Origin of the sequence: Pseudomonas sputi (genome assembly GCF_021603585.1) — a bacterium.
Lineage (GTDB): Bacteria > Pseudomonadota > Gammaproteobacteria > Pseudomonadales > Pseudomonadaceae > Aquipseudomonas > Aquipseudomonas sputi.
The window spans coordinates 143,677-156,976 of sequence record NZ_BQHI01000007.1 but is presented as its reverse complement, the minus strand read 5'-3'; the positions used below and the strand labels follow the sequence as shown (position 1 = coordinate 156,976).

Annotated in this window: 11 protein-coding genes; 7 read left to right on the top strand and 4 right to left on the bottom strand. The window is 62.6% G+C overall.

Annotated features, from left to right (window positions below; translation table 11 throughout):
- Positions 1-2: 2 nt before the first annotated feature.
- Entirely contained in the window at positions 3-974 is a 972-nt protein-coding gene (gene gmd, locus L6D81_RS12705; protein WP_085747992.1) for a GDP-mannose 4,6-dehydratase, read from the bottom strand.
- Entirely contained in the window at positions 971-1,885 is a 915-nt protein-coding gene (locus L6D81_RS12700; RefSeq protein WP_236179891.1) for a GDP-mannose 4,6-dehydratase, read from the bottom strand. The genes gmd and L6D81_RS12700 overlap by 4 nt, the downstream gene beginning before the upstream one ends.
- Before the next feature lie 426 nt (positions 1,886-2,311).
- Here L6D81_RS12700 and L6D81_RS12695 point away from each other — a divergent pair, with 426 nt between their 5' ends.
- The 6 genes from L6D81_RS12695 to L6D81_RS12670 are packed head-to-tail and all read left to right on the top strand — an operon-like array spanning position 2,312 to position 10,487.
- Entirely contained in the window at positions 2,312-3,859 is a 1,548-nt protein-coding gene (locus L6D81_RS12695; RefSeq protein ID WP_236179889.1) for a glycosyltransferase, read from the top strand.
- Complete coding sequence (locus tag L6D81_RS12690; RefSeq protein ID WP_236179887.1) at positions 3,853-5,157, top strand: glycosyltransferase; 1,305 nt, start codon at positions 3,853-3,855, stop codon at positions 5,155-5,157. Before L6D81_RS12695 ends, L6D81_RS12690 begins: the two co-directional genes overlap by 7 nt.
- Entirely contained in the window at positions 5,154-6,308 is a 1,155-nt protein-coding gene (locus L6D81_RS12685) for an acyltransferase family protein (protein ID WP_236179884.1), read from the top strand. The genes L6D81_RS12690 and L6D81_RS12685 overlap by 4 nt, the downstream gene beginning before the upstream one ends.
- Positions 6,302-7,120: a class I SAM-dependent methyltransferase gene (locus L6D81_RS12680; protein WP_236179882.1), complete on the top strand. Its 819-nt coding sequence runs from the start codon at positions 6,302-6,304 to the stop codon at positions 7,118-7,120. Before L6D81_RS12685 ends, L6D81_RS12680 begins: the two co-directional genes overlap by 7 nt.
- A gap of 48 nt (positions 7,121-7,168) precedes the next feature.
- Positions 7,169-8,362: a DUF3142 domain-containing protein gene (locus L6D81_RS12675; protein ID WP_230734382.1), complete on the top strand. Its 1,194-nt coding sequence runs from the start codon at positions 7,169-7,171 to the stop codon at positions 8,360-8,362.
- Complete coding sequence (locus L6D81_RS12670; protein ID WP_236179881.1) at positions 8,349-10,487, top strand: hypothetical protein; 2,139 nt, start codon at positions 8,349-8,351, stop codon at positions 10,485-10,487. The genes L6D81_RS12675 and L6D81_RS12670 overlap by 14 nt, the downstream gene beginning before the upstream one ends.
- Here L6D81_RS12670 and L6D81_RS12665 read toward each other — a convergent pair.
- Positions 10,484-11,113 carry a LysE family translocator gene (locus L6D81_RS12665; protein ID WP_236179879.1) on the bottom strand — a complete coding sequence of 210 codons (630 nt, stop codon included), beginning with the start codon at positions 11,111-11,113 and terminating at the stop codon, positions 10,484-10,486. The genes L6D81_RS12670 and L6D81_RS12665 overlap by 4 nt on opposite strands.
- 144 nt (positions 11,114-11,257) lie before the next feature.
- On the opposite strand from L6D81_RS12665, the gene L6D81_RS12660 reads away from it, so the two are divergent.
- Positions 11,258-11,731, top strand: a complete 474-nt coding sequence (locus L6D81_RS12660; protein WP_007954205.1) for an Lrp/AsnC family transcriptional regulator — start codon at positions 11,258-11,260, stop codon at positions 11,729-11,731.
- A gap of 37 nt (positions 11,732-11,768) precedes the next feature.
- Here the strand turns inward: L6D81_RS12660 and lpdA are convergent, their stop codons facing one another.
- Positions 11,769-13,169 (bottom strand): dihydrolipoyl dehydrogenase, encoded by a 1,401-nt coding sequence (lpdA, locus tag L6D81_RS12655; protein ID WP_085747982.1) that lies wholly within the window; start codon positions 13,167-13,169, stop codon positions 11,769-11,771.
- Positions 13,170-13,300 lie beyond the last annotated feature (131 nt).

Sequence of the window (13,300 nt, the reverse complement as noted above, 5' to 3'; positions counted from 1 at the left end):
GCCTACTCCTTGGCGACGCGTTTCATGTCCGCATCCATCATCATGCGGATCAGGGTGTCGAGGTCGGTCCTGGGTTTCCAGCCGAGCACGCGCTGGGCCTTGGCCGGGTTGCCGAGCAGCACTTCGACTTCCGCCGGGCGGAAGAATGCCGGGTCGATCTTCACGTAATCCCGGTAGTTGAGGCCGACGTGATCGAAGGCGATACGGCACATCTCGCGCACGGTGGTGGTGACGCCGGTGGCAACCACGAAGTCGTCGGGCTTGTCCTGTTGCAGCATCAGCCACATGGCTTCGACGTAGTCACCGGCAAAGCCCCAGTCGCGCTTGGCGTCGATGTTGCCCAGGGCCAGCTCCTGCTGTTTGCCCTGCTTGATCCGGGCGGCCGCGTCGGTGACCTTGCGGGTCACGAATTCGATGCCGCGCAGCGGTGACTCGTGATTGAACAGAATGCCGCTGCTGGCGTGCAGATTGAAGCTTTCGCGGTAGTTGACGGTGATCCAGTGGCCATAGAGTTTGGCCACGCCGTAAGGGCTGCGCGGATAGAACGGGGTGTTCTCGTCCTGTTGCTCGGCCTGGATCAGACCGAACATTTCACTGGTGGACGCCTGATAGAAACGGGTGTGCGGGCTGAACTGACGGATCGCCTCGAGCAGGTGAGTCACGCCCAGGCCATCGACGATGCCGGTGGTCACCGGTTGATCCCAGGAGGCGGCGACGAAGCTCTGGGCCGCCAGGTTGTACACCTCGTCCGGCGCCGACTTGATCACCGCGCGCTGCACCGAGCAGGCATCGGCCATGTCGCCGTCCAGGTAGACGATGTCGGCTTCAACGCCCATCTCGCGCAGGCGCCAGCGCGAATCGCTGCTGCGTCGCGCCACCAGGCCGTGAACCTTGTAACCCTTGTCGAGCAGCAGTCTGGCCAGATAGGCGCCGTCCTGGCCGGTGATCCCTGTGATCAATGCACTTTTTGTCATTCTTGTCGTACTCGCGTCTCCCAGTCGGACAGGATCGCCCGCAGGGATTGTTGTGTAGTGGTTTGCGGCGCCCAGCCTGTGATCCTGGCGAGCCGTTGATGGCTGCCGCAGACGCGACGCTGATCAGCGCGGCGCATGCGCGCCGGATCCTGAACCAGTTGCAGTTCGACCTCGGCCAGGTCGCCCATCTGTTCGATGAGGCTGCGGATGCTTTGCTCACGACCCGAGCAAATGTTGTAGACCTGTCCCGGCGTGCCTTTTTCCAGCAGCGCGAAATAGGCCGAGACCACGTCGTCGACGTCGAGGAAATCGCGGGTGACATCAATGTCGCCGACTTCCAGTTGCGACGCCTGCAGGCCTTGCTTGATGCGGTTGATCTGCCGCGCGGCACTGGCGATCACGAAGCTTTCTTTCTGCCCGGTGCCAATGTGATTGAACGGGCGCGCCACCAGCACCGGCCAGCCCTCGCTCAACCCCCATTGCAGGCTGAGGAATTCGGCCGACAGCTTGCTCACCGCATAGGGATTGCGCGGGCAGGGGGGGTGCTGTTCGGTGACCGGCAGGGCGGACTCATCGACCTGGCCGTAGACGTCGCCCGAGCTGACATACAGGAACGTGCCCTTGAAGCCGCGGGCCTTGAGGGCCTGCAACAGGTTCAGGGTGCCGAGCAGGTTGATGTCGAAGGTACGTGCCGGATCGCGGAAAGCTTCAGGGACAAAGGTCTGGCCGGCCAGATGAATGACCGCATCGGGCAGTTGCGGCCACAGGTCAATGAGGCTGTCCGGGTTGGTCAGGTCGTAGGGTGAGGCGGCAGGCAGCAGTTCCCACGACGCGTCTTCCCTGTGCAGACGTGACTGGATGTGTTGTCCCACGAATCCACTGAGGCCCGTGATGAACAGACTTTTTTTCAAACAGCGACCCCTTGGTCTTTAACTTTCACCGCTTCCCACAGGCTTTAAGGGAATGTCTGTCAGACCGAGAGAAAATCCGGGCAAGACGACGGGTGAAGTCGTTGTTGTAGTTGTTTGGTTGCCAATCTGTGCCAATTGCGAAGCAATTTCAACAGGGCAAATCGTGACTGGTCAGTTCTCGTCAGCGTAGTCGGGTTTTTCTCGCCGGGCGGTTCCCGAATGCGCGACGGATGTGTTTAGAATGCCCCTCGTCGCGGTTCCCCGAACGCTGCCGGAGTGGGTGTGCAACCGGGTGAATCTGACCAATAAAACAAGAACGAAGACGTGTCCCGGAACACTGGACGAGCATCGGCCCTGCCGACTTGATCCAATGTCAGGCCGTCATAGCGTGAAGTTGCCGGGATGGCGATTTCACCGTGAGATGCCATGAATTTCATTCTCTACTCGGACGTCAACGACCGCTCCATCAGCCAGAGTCTCGGGCGTCCCGAATACAGCTATTACTTCGTGCTCAAGGCCTATCGCCCGGTGCTCGAAAGCCTCGGGCAGGTGCATGTGGTGTCCACCAGCGCCGAGGTCGATCCGCTCTATCGACGGCTGCTCGCCACCGGCGAGCCCAGCGTGTTCCTGTCGTTCACTCCGCCGCAAAATACCCCGACCGACCTTGAATGCCCGACGATCTGCGTGATCGCATGGGAATTCGATTCGATCCCCGATGAGTCATGGGACGCTGATCCGCGCCACGACTGGACGCAAATGCTCGCCCGACAGGGACGGGTCATCACGCTGTCGAGCCACACCGCCCGCGCGATTCGCCGCGCCATGGGCGAGGACTTTCCGGTACTCGTGCTGCCGACGCCCTTGTGGGAAAACTTCGCCGCCATTCGTGAGCGACATGTCAGTGCGCCGATCAATCCCGGCGCGACCCTGGCGATCAAGGGCTGCATTTTCGACAGTCGCACGCTGGCGTTATCTGCCGACGATCTGTTGCCCAAGCCGCTGACTGCCGAACAACTGGCTGAAATCGAAGCGCTGCGCCCGCCACCGCTGACGTTCAAACGCCGCCTGGTCATTGCCCGCCATTATCTGCGTCTGTGGTGGCTGGGGGCAGGTGAAGAACGGGTGAAGTACCTGCATCACTGGTACTGGGAAGGTGTGCAGGATCTGTTGTCGGATCGCACACACGCCTGGCTCGAGAAACGCCTGCCGGCCATTGCCGCTCCGCATGCGGTGGCCGTGGCCGAGCCACCGCCGCTGGATCTGCCGGACACATCCTCGGTGGTCGAGACCACGGTAGAAGGCGTGATCTACGTGACCGTGTTCAACCCCAGGGACGGCCGCAAGAACTGGCATCATCTGGTTACCGCCTTCTGCTGGGCCTTTCGCGAAACACCTGACGCGACGCTGGTGCTGAAGATCACCCAGAACGATCTGGCGTCCTACTACAGCGAACTGATGACCCTGCTCGCGCAACTGACACCGTTCGCCTGCCGGGTGCTGGTGATGCACGGATACCTGGATGATGCGCAATACGCGCGGCTCTACCAGGCTGCCAGTTTCTACGTCAATGCGTCACGCTGCGAAGGCCTGTGCCTGCCGCTGATGGAGTTCATGTCCAGCGGCAAACCGGTCATCGCCCCGAACCACACGGCCATGGAAGACTACATCGATGACACGGTGGCTTTCGTTGTCCGGTCCAGCGAAGAGCTGACGATCTGGCCCCAGGACACCCGCATCATCTACCGCACCCTGCGCTATCGGCCGGACTGGGCCTCGCTCAAAAGCGCCTACGAGAACAGCTACCGGATGGCCAAGGCGCAGCCGCAGGATTACGCGCGCATGTCTGCCGCCGCTGTGGAGCGCATGCACGACTATTGCGCGTTCGCCCCGGTGCAGCGGCGCATGGCGGACTTTTTCGGCCTCGTGCCGCTGGCTGCCGATGCCGCCCCCGTGACGGATAACGCCTCATGCTGATCATCATTCACTCGGAAACCAACCAGCACACCATTGCGCAAAACCTGGGCCGTTCGGAGTACAGCTACTACTTCGTGCTCAAGGAATACCGGCCGGTGCTCGAACGCCTCGGGCGTGTGGTGGAAGTCACCGACCCGGCGCGCGAAGTCGATGCGCTGTATCTGGAATGCCTGGCCCGTGGCGAGCCGTGTGTGTTTCTGTCGTTCTCGCCGCCGCACCGCACGCCGATCCACCTGGCGTGCCCGACGCTGCCGGTGTTCGCCTGGGAATTCAGCACCATCCCCGACGAACCCTTCGACAACGAGCCGCGCAATGACTGGCGCACGGTACTCCGGGCCTGCGGAGCAGCGATCACCCATTCCAGCTATACGGTCAATGCTGTGCGCGAGGCCATGGGCGCCGACTACCCGATCGTCGCGGTGCCGGCACCGGTATGGGACCGCTTTGCGGCCCGTGGCGCGCAGCTTCAGGGCCAGCCCTCGACAGGGCCGGTGCGGTTGAAGATCAAGGGGCTGGTCGCCGACAGCCGTCAGCTCGATCTCGACGCGTTTGGCCCGAAACATTTGCGCCGCGGCAAGGGCATCGATTTCCGGGCGCCGGTTCGCGAGCAGGCGCTGTTGCTGGACGGTGTCGTTTACACGTCGGTGTTCAATCCCGGTGACGGACGCAAGAACTGGGAAGACATGCTCAGCGCATTCTGCGTGACGTTTCGCGATGTCGAAGACGCGACGCTGGTGCTCAAGCTCACGCACCACGATGCTGAAGAAGCGCTGAGCGACATTCTTCATCACCTGTACAAGAATCAGTCCTACCGCTGCCGCATCGTGCTGATTTATGGCTACCTTGCGGACCCGGACTACGAACGCCTGGTGCAGGCTACCCGCTACGTGGTGAACACTTCCTACGGCGAAGGCCAGTGCCTGCCGCTGATGGAGTTCATGTCCTGCGGCAAGCCGGCCGTGGCGCCGCGCACCACGGCGATGATCGATTACCTGAGCACCGACAATGCGTTCCTGGTCGAGTCCACCGATGAACTCACCGCCTGGCCTCACGATCCGCGCAAGGCGTTCCGCACGTTGCGCTATATGACCAACTGGGCGTCGGTCTGCGTGGCCTATCGCGACAGTTACGAGGTGGCGAAACACGATCCGCAACGTTACGCACAAATGGCTGCCCAGGCCGTCAGCAGCCTGCGGGGTTTCTGCAGTCAGGCGGTGGCCGAGCAGCGGCTGCGGGCTTTTCTCGCGCAGTTGTTCGAGCGTCAGGCATCTGCGGGCACAGAGGTGCCCCAGGCATGAGCGACAAACGAATCCTGGATATCGAAGTACTGCGAGCGATCGCGGTGCTCGGTGTGCTGTTTCATCATTTGCAGGGCAGCCTGTTCACCGACCCGGTGCCCTTGCTGGAAAAAATCCACGCCTGGGCGCAGCCGTGGTGGGGCGTCGATCTGTTTTTCGCGATCTCCGGATTCGTCATCGCCCGCAGTCTGATCCCGGCGTTGCGAGGCTGCACGACCCGTCAGGAGTGCTGGGAGCAGACGCGGGACTTCTGGTTGCGCCGGGGCTTTCGTCTGCTGCCGTCAGCGTGGTTGTGGCTGGCGCTGATGTTGCTCGCTTGCCTGTTTCTCAATCGCTCCGGAGCATTCGGTACGTTGCACGCCAACCTGCAAGCGACGCTGGCGGGCGTGTTGCAGTACGCCAACTTCCGTTTTGCCGACAGTTTTTTTCATTACGAGTACGGCAGCAGTTTCGTGTACTGGAGCCTGGCGCTGGAGGAGCAGTTCTATCTGCTGTTCCCGCTGCTGATTCTGGTGTGCCGCAAACGTCTGGTCTGGGCGCTGCTGGCGCTGGTTGCGGTGCAATTGTTCACCCTGCGCACGCCGATATTGATGGTGATCCGCACCGATGCGCTGGTCCTGGGTGTGTTGCTGGCGATGTGGAGCATGCAGCCGGGCTATCGCCGGTGGGAGCCGACTTTCCTGCGCCGCCCGTGGGCCGGAGTGGGTGCGCTGATCGTGCTGGCGCTGTTGCTGAGCTACATGGCCACCGACCGTTTTACTTTCACTTCCTGGCGCATCGGCTCGATTGCCGTGCTCGGCGTACTGCTGGTGTGGATCGCTTCGTACAACCGCGATTACCTGCTGCCTGCCGGCAGGCTGCAACGGTTGATGGCGTGGGTCGGCAGCCGTTCCTACGGGATCTACCTGATCCACATTCCGGCTTACCAATTGGTGCGTGAGCTGATCTTCCGCTTGCAGGAGGCGGGAATGCCCAGCCCTGCCGGTCACCCGATCATCACGCTGTTGCTGGCGTTCGGTCTGATCGTGCTGCTCAGCGAGCTTAATTACCGTGTCATCGAAATGCCGATGCGCAATCGAGGCGCTGCCCTGGTGCGGCGCCTCGGTACATCGCGAATCGCCGTCCCATCCTCTGGAGCCACCTCATGCTGAGCCTTTTGAAGAAACTCACGGCGTCGACGCCTGCACTGATGCCCGAGCAGCCAGCTGCCGGAAAGGTCGATTCGTACATGCTCGGCCTGCACGACGCGATGCTCAGCGGCTGGTTCAACCAGGAAACCGGTGAGCTGTTCAAAGGCTTCCCGGTGACCGCCGATGACACCTTGCTCGACGTTGGCTGTGGCGACGGTGGCAACGTGCATTTCTGCGGCATGCGCGGGGCGAAGATCATCATCGCCGACATCGACGGCGCCAAGGTCGAGGCGACTCGCCAGCGCCTGAGCGATACGCCGGCGCGTAGCGTCGAGTGCCATGTGACCGACTGCAATCCGCTGCCGATTGCTGATGGCACCGCCACTCGCGTGGTGTCCACCGAAGTCATCGAGCACGTTGACGACCCGGCGCAGTTCCTCGCCGAACTGGTGCGCGTCGGCCAGTCGGGCGCGCTGTATCTGCTGAGCGTGCCGCACCCGAGCTCCGAAGACCTGCAAAAGGACATCGCCGCGCCGGAGTATTTCCAGAAGCCCAACCACATTCGCATCATCAGTGAAGAGCAGTTCAAGGCGATGGTCAGTGAGGCGGGGCTCGAGATCATCAGCCACAGCCAGTACGGCTTTTACTGGTCGATGTGGATGTTGCTGTTCTGGGAGGCCAAGGTCGAGTTCAGCAACCCGGATCATCCGCTGCTCAACCATTGGGCCGAGACCTGGCAAGCGGTGCTCGACTCGCCGCGCGGCGCGCAGATCAAGCAGGCGCTGGATGCGGTGGTGGCGAAGAGTCAGGTCATCATTGCCCGCAAGCCCTGAGCGCTTTTGTGTAACCTTGCAGCCTGATGTCTCAGGGATCTGCAAGGTATGCGCTTTATCATCGGGTGGTCAGCCCTGGTGGCTGTGTTGTTGCTGTGTGCTTGTGAACGGCAGGACGCAGCGCCGCTCGATCAGCAGCTTTATGTCTGGCAACGGCAATGGACGCCGGCCCATGAACCTGCCCTGAACGACAGTCGCAACGACTTCTCGACGTTGCGGGTATTGGCGTTGCAGGCTTTCCCGAATGCCGGATGGAGTCGGGCACGCGTCGATTTCGCGTTGCTGAAACGCGATGCCCGGCCGTTGATCGCGGTGATTCGCCTCGATGGCCAGCTCAAGGCGCTCGACCCGCAAGCGGTCACGGCGCAAATCCTTCAGGTACTTGCCGACTGGCAAGGGCAGGGGCTCACGCTGGCCGGGGTCGAGATCGACCATGACGCCGGCAGTGCCCGACTGTCGGTCTATACCGAATTCCTCGCTCACCTGCGCGGCGCATTGCCGGCCAACCTGCCTCTGAGTATCACCGCGTTGCCTGCCTGGCTCGACAGTCCGCAATTGCCGGCGCTCCTGGCGACCGTCGACAGCAGTGTGTTGCAGGTGCATGCCGTCAGCGATCCGCGTCGCGGTCTGTTCGATCCCGAGCAGGCGCAGCGCTGGGCCAAGGCCTGGGGGCGAGTGACTGACAAACCGTTTTACCTGGCGCTGCCGGCCTATGGCGTGGCGTTGTTGGCGGATGCCGATGGCGCCCCGGTGGTGGAAAGCGAAGTGCCGCTCGAGCGTGGTGGCCAGCGACGCGAATTGCTCGCCGATCCGCAACAACTGAGCCGACTGGCCAATGAATTACGCGAGGATCGCCCGGCGCACCTGGCCGGTCTGATCTGGTTTCGTCTGCCGTTGGCCAACGACCGCAGGGCCTGGAGCCTGAGCACGCTGCGTGCGGTCGCCCGAGGCGATGCATTGAGCAGCCAGCTTGGCGTGACGTTCAACGAACATAACGGTCTGCAAGACATTGCTTTGCGCAATGTTGGCAACCTCGACAGCGCCTGGCCCGCCCGCATCACCCTCAAGGCCCAGAGCTGCGAGGGCGCCGATGCGCTCGCCGGTTATGCATTGCAACAGACGGCGGATCTGCTTACCTTCACCCGCCTGCGCGACGGCCGAATACCGGCGGGCGGGCAGCGTGCGATCGGTTGGGCACGTTGCGCAAATATTGATCAAGGAGGTTCGCATGTTGACCCGTAACTGGCCCCGCCATCTGCTTTGCCTGAGCCTCAGCCTGCCGCTGGGTTCGGCGCTGGCCTGCGGCCCGGATTTTCCGATGCGTCTGCTCGACGATCGCGGGCAATCGCTGGCGGAACTGCCGGAGGGCAACTTCAGGTTCGAGATCAGTCGCCTCGGCAAAACCATTGCCGGGCTGAAGAATGTCACCGCTGCCCCCCACCATCCGGATGACATTTACGCCGAAGCGCCAGAACCCGCCGAGGTGCGCGAGAAGGCCGAGCAGATCGGCCTGACCCCTGAACAGCAAGCGCTGGTCAAACACCTGCGCAGCCTGACCGACGCCCGTCAGGTCGAAGCGCAGGGCGCGAGCCTGCCGGCGGAACTGCGTCTGTATGTGGCGGGCGCCGTGGCGTTCGGGGCCGGCGATCATCAGTTGGCTGTCGAGTATTTCCACCAGTTGCTGGCGCTGCCGGCCAATCAACGTCCTTTGCGCAGCACTTGGGCTGCTTATTCGCTGGGCCGGGCGTTCTTTGCCATGAGCAATGAAGCAGGCGACGCGATCGAAGCCTTGGAAAACGCCATCGACGCCTTCCGCCAGGCGCGGCAACTGAGCATCGACGGTTTCAGCGATCCGCTGGAGCTGGGCGTGGCCAGCCTCGGTGAAGAGGCGCGGGCGCTGCGCACGGCGGGTGACTGGAACAACGCCATCAAGCTCTATGCCGCGCAGAACCTGCACGGCTCGAACGTCGGTTACACCTCGCTCAAACAGTTGATGAACGAACTGGCCGAAGAGCCCGAAGACCGGCTCACGAAACTGCTGCGCGGCGAAGCGGTGCAGCAACTGGTGACCGCCTCGCTGATCAGCCGGATCGGCTGGTCGTTCGGCGATGAGCCGCCGAACGAGAAAAAGCTGGTCAAGGCGCTGCAAGCGAGTACCCGCGGCAGCCTCGACAACGCTGATCGTCTGGCAGCGATGAATTATCAGCAGGGCGATTACGCCAGCGCCAAGGCGTTCCTCGAACACGCGGGCGACAGCGGCCTGGCGTGGTGGCTGCGGGCGAAACTGGCGGTGCGCGATGGCGACAAGAATGCGGCAGCTGCGGCCTACGCGAAGGCCGCGCAAGCGTTCCCGCAGGACGAGTCCTGGGGCGAGCGGCGCACCGCCGACTGGAATCTCGAAACCGTGCAGCCGAAATGCCGGGTCGAAGGTGAAAGCGCCATTCTTGCGCTGCAACGTGGCGAGTACCTGCAGGCCTTCGACCAGTTGTATCGCAGCCAGCACATTTACTGGTTCGACGCGGCGACCGTGGCCGAGCGAGTGCTGACGGTCGAGGAGTTGAAAAACTATGTCGATACCAACGTGCCGGCACCGCCCGCGCTGAGCCAGCAGGAGCGCGACCATTACGTGCCGCTGCCGGTGGCCGCCAGCCTGCGCAATCTGCTGGGGCGGCGGTTGTTGCGTGAGGGGCACTACGAAGAAGCGGTCGGTTATTTCGACAGTGCTGATCTGCAGAACAAGGCCCGGCTCTATGGCGAGCAACGCCTGAAGGCCGACTCAGCGTGGTGGCCGACCAAACGTGCCAGCGCACTGTTCAATGCGGCGTGGACGGCTCGTGAGTGGGGCATGGACATTCTGGGCTACGAAATGGCCCCGGATTACGCGACCTTCGGCGGCAACTACAGCCTGGAAAACACCGAGCTGAAAGTCGGGCCGTTGGTCAGCGAGGCCGAAGTGCAACGTCAGAAGGCCAGTGAAGCGCAGCCGGACGAGCGTTATCACTATCGTTTTGTTGCGACGGCGCTGGCCAGCCAGGCGGCGGATAATCTGCCGCACACCAGTCAGGCGTTTGCCGCTGTGTTGTGCTCGGCGGCGGGCTGGAACAGCAGTCTGGAAGAGCAGAGCGCGTTGTACAAACGCTATGTCGATGAGGGGCCGTACGTTTTGTGGGCCGTGGATTTCGGCCATCAATGCCCCTATCCGGACTTTGAAAACGCCGACAAGCGCTACGTCACTCAGGTGGCAGACTCGGTGCGTTCGACACTGCGGCCGTACAAGTGGCCGGTTCAGATCGGAGCGATCGTGGCCTTCACCGCGGTGGTGTTGCTGCTGATCACCCGCCGCCAGCGCAAGACCCGCAAAACCTAAGCCTGCTGGAGGAAGGTCAGGCGCACGGCAAAGCCGATCAACAGGCTGCCGAACAGCCACTGCTGTACTCGCTGGGCTGTCGGGCTGTGTTTCAGCCAGCGACCCAGCGCGGCGCCGGTCAGGGCGTAGGCGCTGTCGAACAGCAGTCCTGCGCCCACCAGCATCGCACCGAGCACGGCGAATTGCGTCAGCACCGGTGCGCCATGTGCCACGATGAACTGCGGCAGCAGCACCGAGCAGAACAGCAGTGCTTTCGGGTTGAGCAGATTGGTCAGCAGGCCGCGGCGGATGGCGGCGTACCACTGCGCATGACTGTCCGTCTCGGTGCCGGCGTTCAGATCCGGCAGCAGCGTGGTGCGCAGGCACTGAATGCCGATCCACAGCAAATACGCCGCCCCGGCGATCCGCACAGCATCGAACGTCCACGGTGCCGCCTTGAACAGCGCCGCCAGCCCCAACGCCGCGAGCGCTACATGACAGCCTCGGGCGATGGCCAGACCCACCGCCGTGGCCAGCGCTGCACCGCGCCCCTGGCGAGCGCCGGTCTGCAGCAGCAGGATCATGTCCGGGCCGGGCAACAGAAAGACTACCGCCAGCGCCAGGAAAAACAGCCAGAGACTTGCCATGTCGCACCCCATTCGTTGTCGATTCGGTCGCCTCAGTCTAGGGCCGAAGGGCAGGGCAGGTGGTTGCGTAGTCCGCTTCTAAAGGCGACTGAATTGGCATAATCTGCGCGCTTTCACCGCTAAAGCCATCAGGATCTGCCAACCATGAAACTGGATGCCTTCGATCGCAAGATTCTCGCCGCGCTGCAACGAGACGGGCGCCTGAGCAATGTGCAGCTGGCCGACGAAATTGGTCTGTCGGCGTCGCCGTGTTTGCGCCGGGTACGGATGCTCGAAGAGGCCGGGGTGATTCGCGGTTATCAGGCCAATCTGGATCGTGATGAAGTGGGGTTGGGGCTGACGGTGTTTGTCGGGGTCAAGGTCGAGCGCCACAACGACGAACAGGCCGAGGCGTTCCACCGGGCGGTGACGGCGTTGCCGGAGGTGATTTCGGCGTTTCTGGTGTCCGGGGAATCGGACTTTCTGCTGCAAGTGGTGGTGCCGGATCTGCGCGCCTATGACCGCTTTCTCACCGGGTGCCTGTTGAAGCTGCCGGGGGTGAGCGATATCCGCAGCAATTTTGCGATTCACACGGTGAAGACGCCTGGCGCGCTGCCGCTGGGGCATCTGCCGTCCTGATACTTCCCGCATTGCGCGGGAAGTATTCGCACAGTGCTTACATCTGCGTCGCCATCCCCTCGACATTCATCGCCGCCTGACGCAACGCTTCGGAGCGGGTTGGATGCGGGTGGCAGGTCAGGGCGATGTCTTCGGCTGAGGCGCTGAATTCCATGGCCACACAGAACTCGCCGATCATTTCACTGACGCTCGGGCCGACCAGGTGCACGCCGAGGACTTCGTCGGTGCGCTCATCGGCGATGACTTTGGCAAAGCCTTCGGTCTCGTGATTGATCTTCGCCCGGCTGTTGGCGGTGAACGGGAATTTGCCAACCTTGTACGCCCGGCCTTCGGCTTTCAGCTGCTCTTCGGTCTTGCCGACGCTGGCCAGTTCCGGGCGGGTGTAGATCACGTTGGGAATCAGGTCGTAATTGACCTCGCCGGCCTTGCCGACGATCTGCTCGATGCAGGCCATGGCTTCGTCTTCGGCCTTGTGCGCGAGCATCGGCCCGGACGTCACGTCGCCGATCACCCACACGCCGGGCGCTTCGGTGCGATGCTGTTTGTTGGCGAGCATGCCGCGTTTGTCGGTGCTCAGGCCGACGTTTTCCAGGCCCAGGCCCTGGGTGTACGGACGACGACCGATGGCCACCAGCACGTAATCGGCCTCGAGAATTTCCGCGCTGCCGCCCGCGGCGGGTTCGACGCTGAGCTGTACGCCAGTGGCCGAGGAGGTGGCGCTGGTCACTTTCGAGCTCAGCTTGAAGCTGATCCCCTGTTTGCTCAGCGAGCGTTGCAGGGTCTTGCCGGCTTCGCCGTCGACACCGGGGCAGATGCGGTCGAGGTATTCCACCACCGTCACCTGTGCGCCGAGCCGGCGCCAGACCGAGCCGAGTTCGAGGCCGATCACACCCGCACCGATCACCACCAGATGTTTGGGCACTTCACTCAGGGACAGCGCACCGGTGGAGTCGAGGATGCGCTTGTTGTCGATCTCCACGCCGGGCAGGGGAGTGGGCTCGGAGCCGGTGGCGATGACGATGTCCTTGGCGGTCAGCTCGATCCGGCTGCCTTGATCGCCGGTCACGCTGACTTTTCCGGGACCGTCGATGTGGCCCCAGCCCTTGATCCAGTCGACCTTGTTCTTGCGAAACAGAAACTCGATGCCTTTGGTCAGGCCGCTCACGCTTTCGTCTTTCTGTTTCATCATTTGCGCGAGGTTGAGCGTGGGTTTGACCTCGATACCGAGGTTGGCGAACTCCGCTCCCAGTGCCGCTTCGTAGAGCTCGGAGGCATGCAAAAGCGCCTTGGACGGCATGCAGCCGACGTTCAGGCAGGTGCCTCCCAGCGTGGCGCGGCCCTCGACGCACGCGGCCTTGAGGCCCAGCTGGCCAGCGCGGATTGCTGCGTTATAACCGCCGGGGCCGCCGCCCAGAATCACCACGTCATAGTTGCTCATGCTGTTGCTCCTGGCTGAAGGATGCGGATCACTAAAAGTAGTTCGAGCTTAAAATTACGAACGTAATATGAGCGTTTCCAGACATTTCGGTCAAGGCTTCAGGCAAGCGACAGGTTGCGCCTCTTTGAATG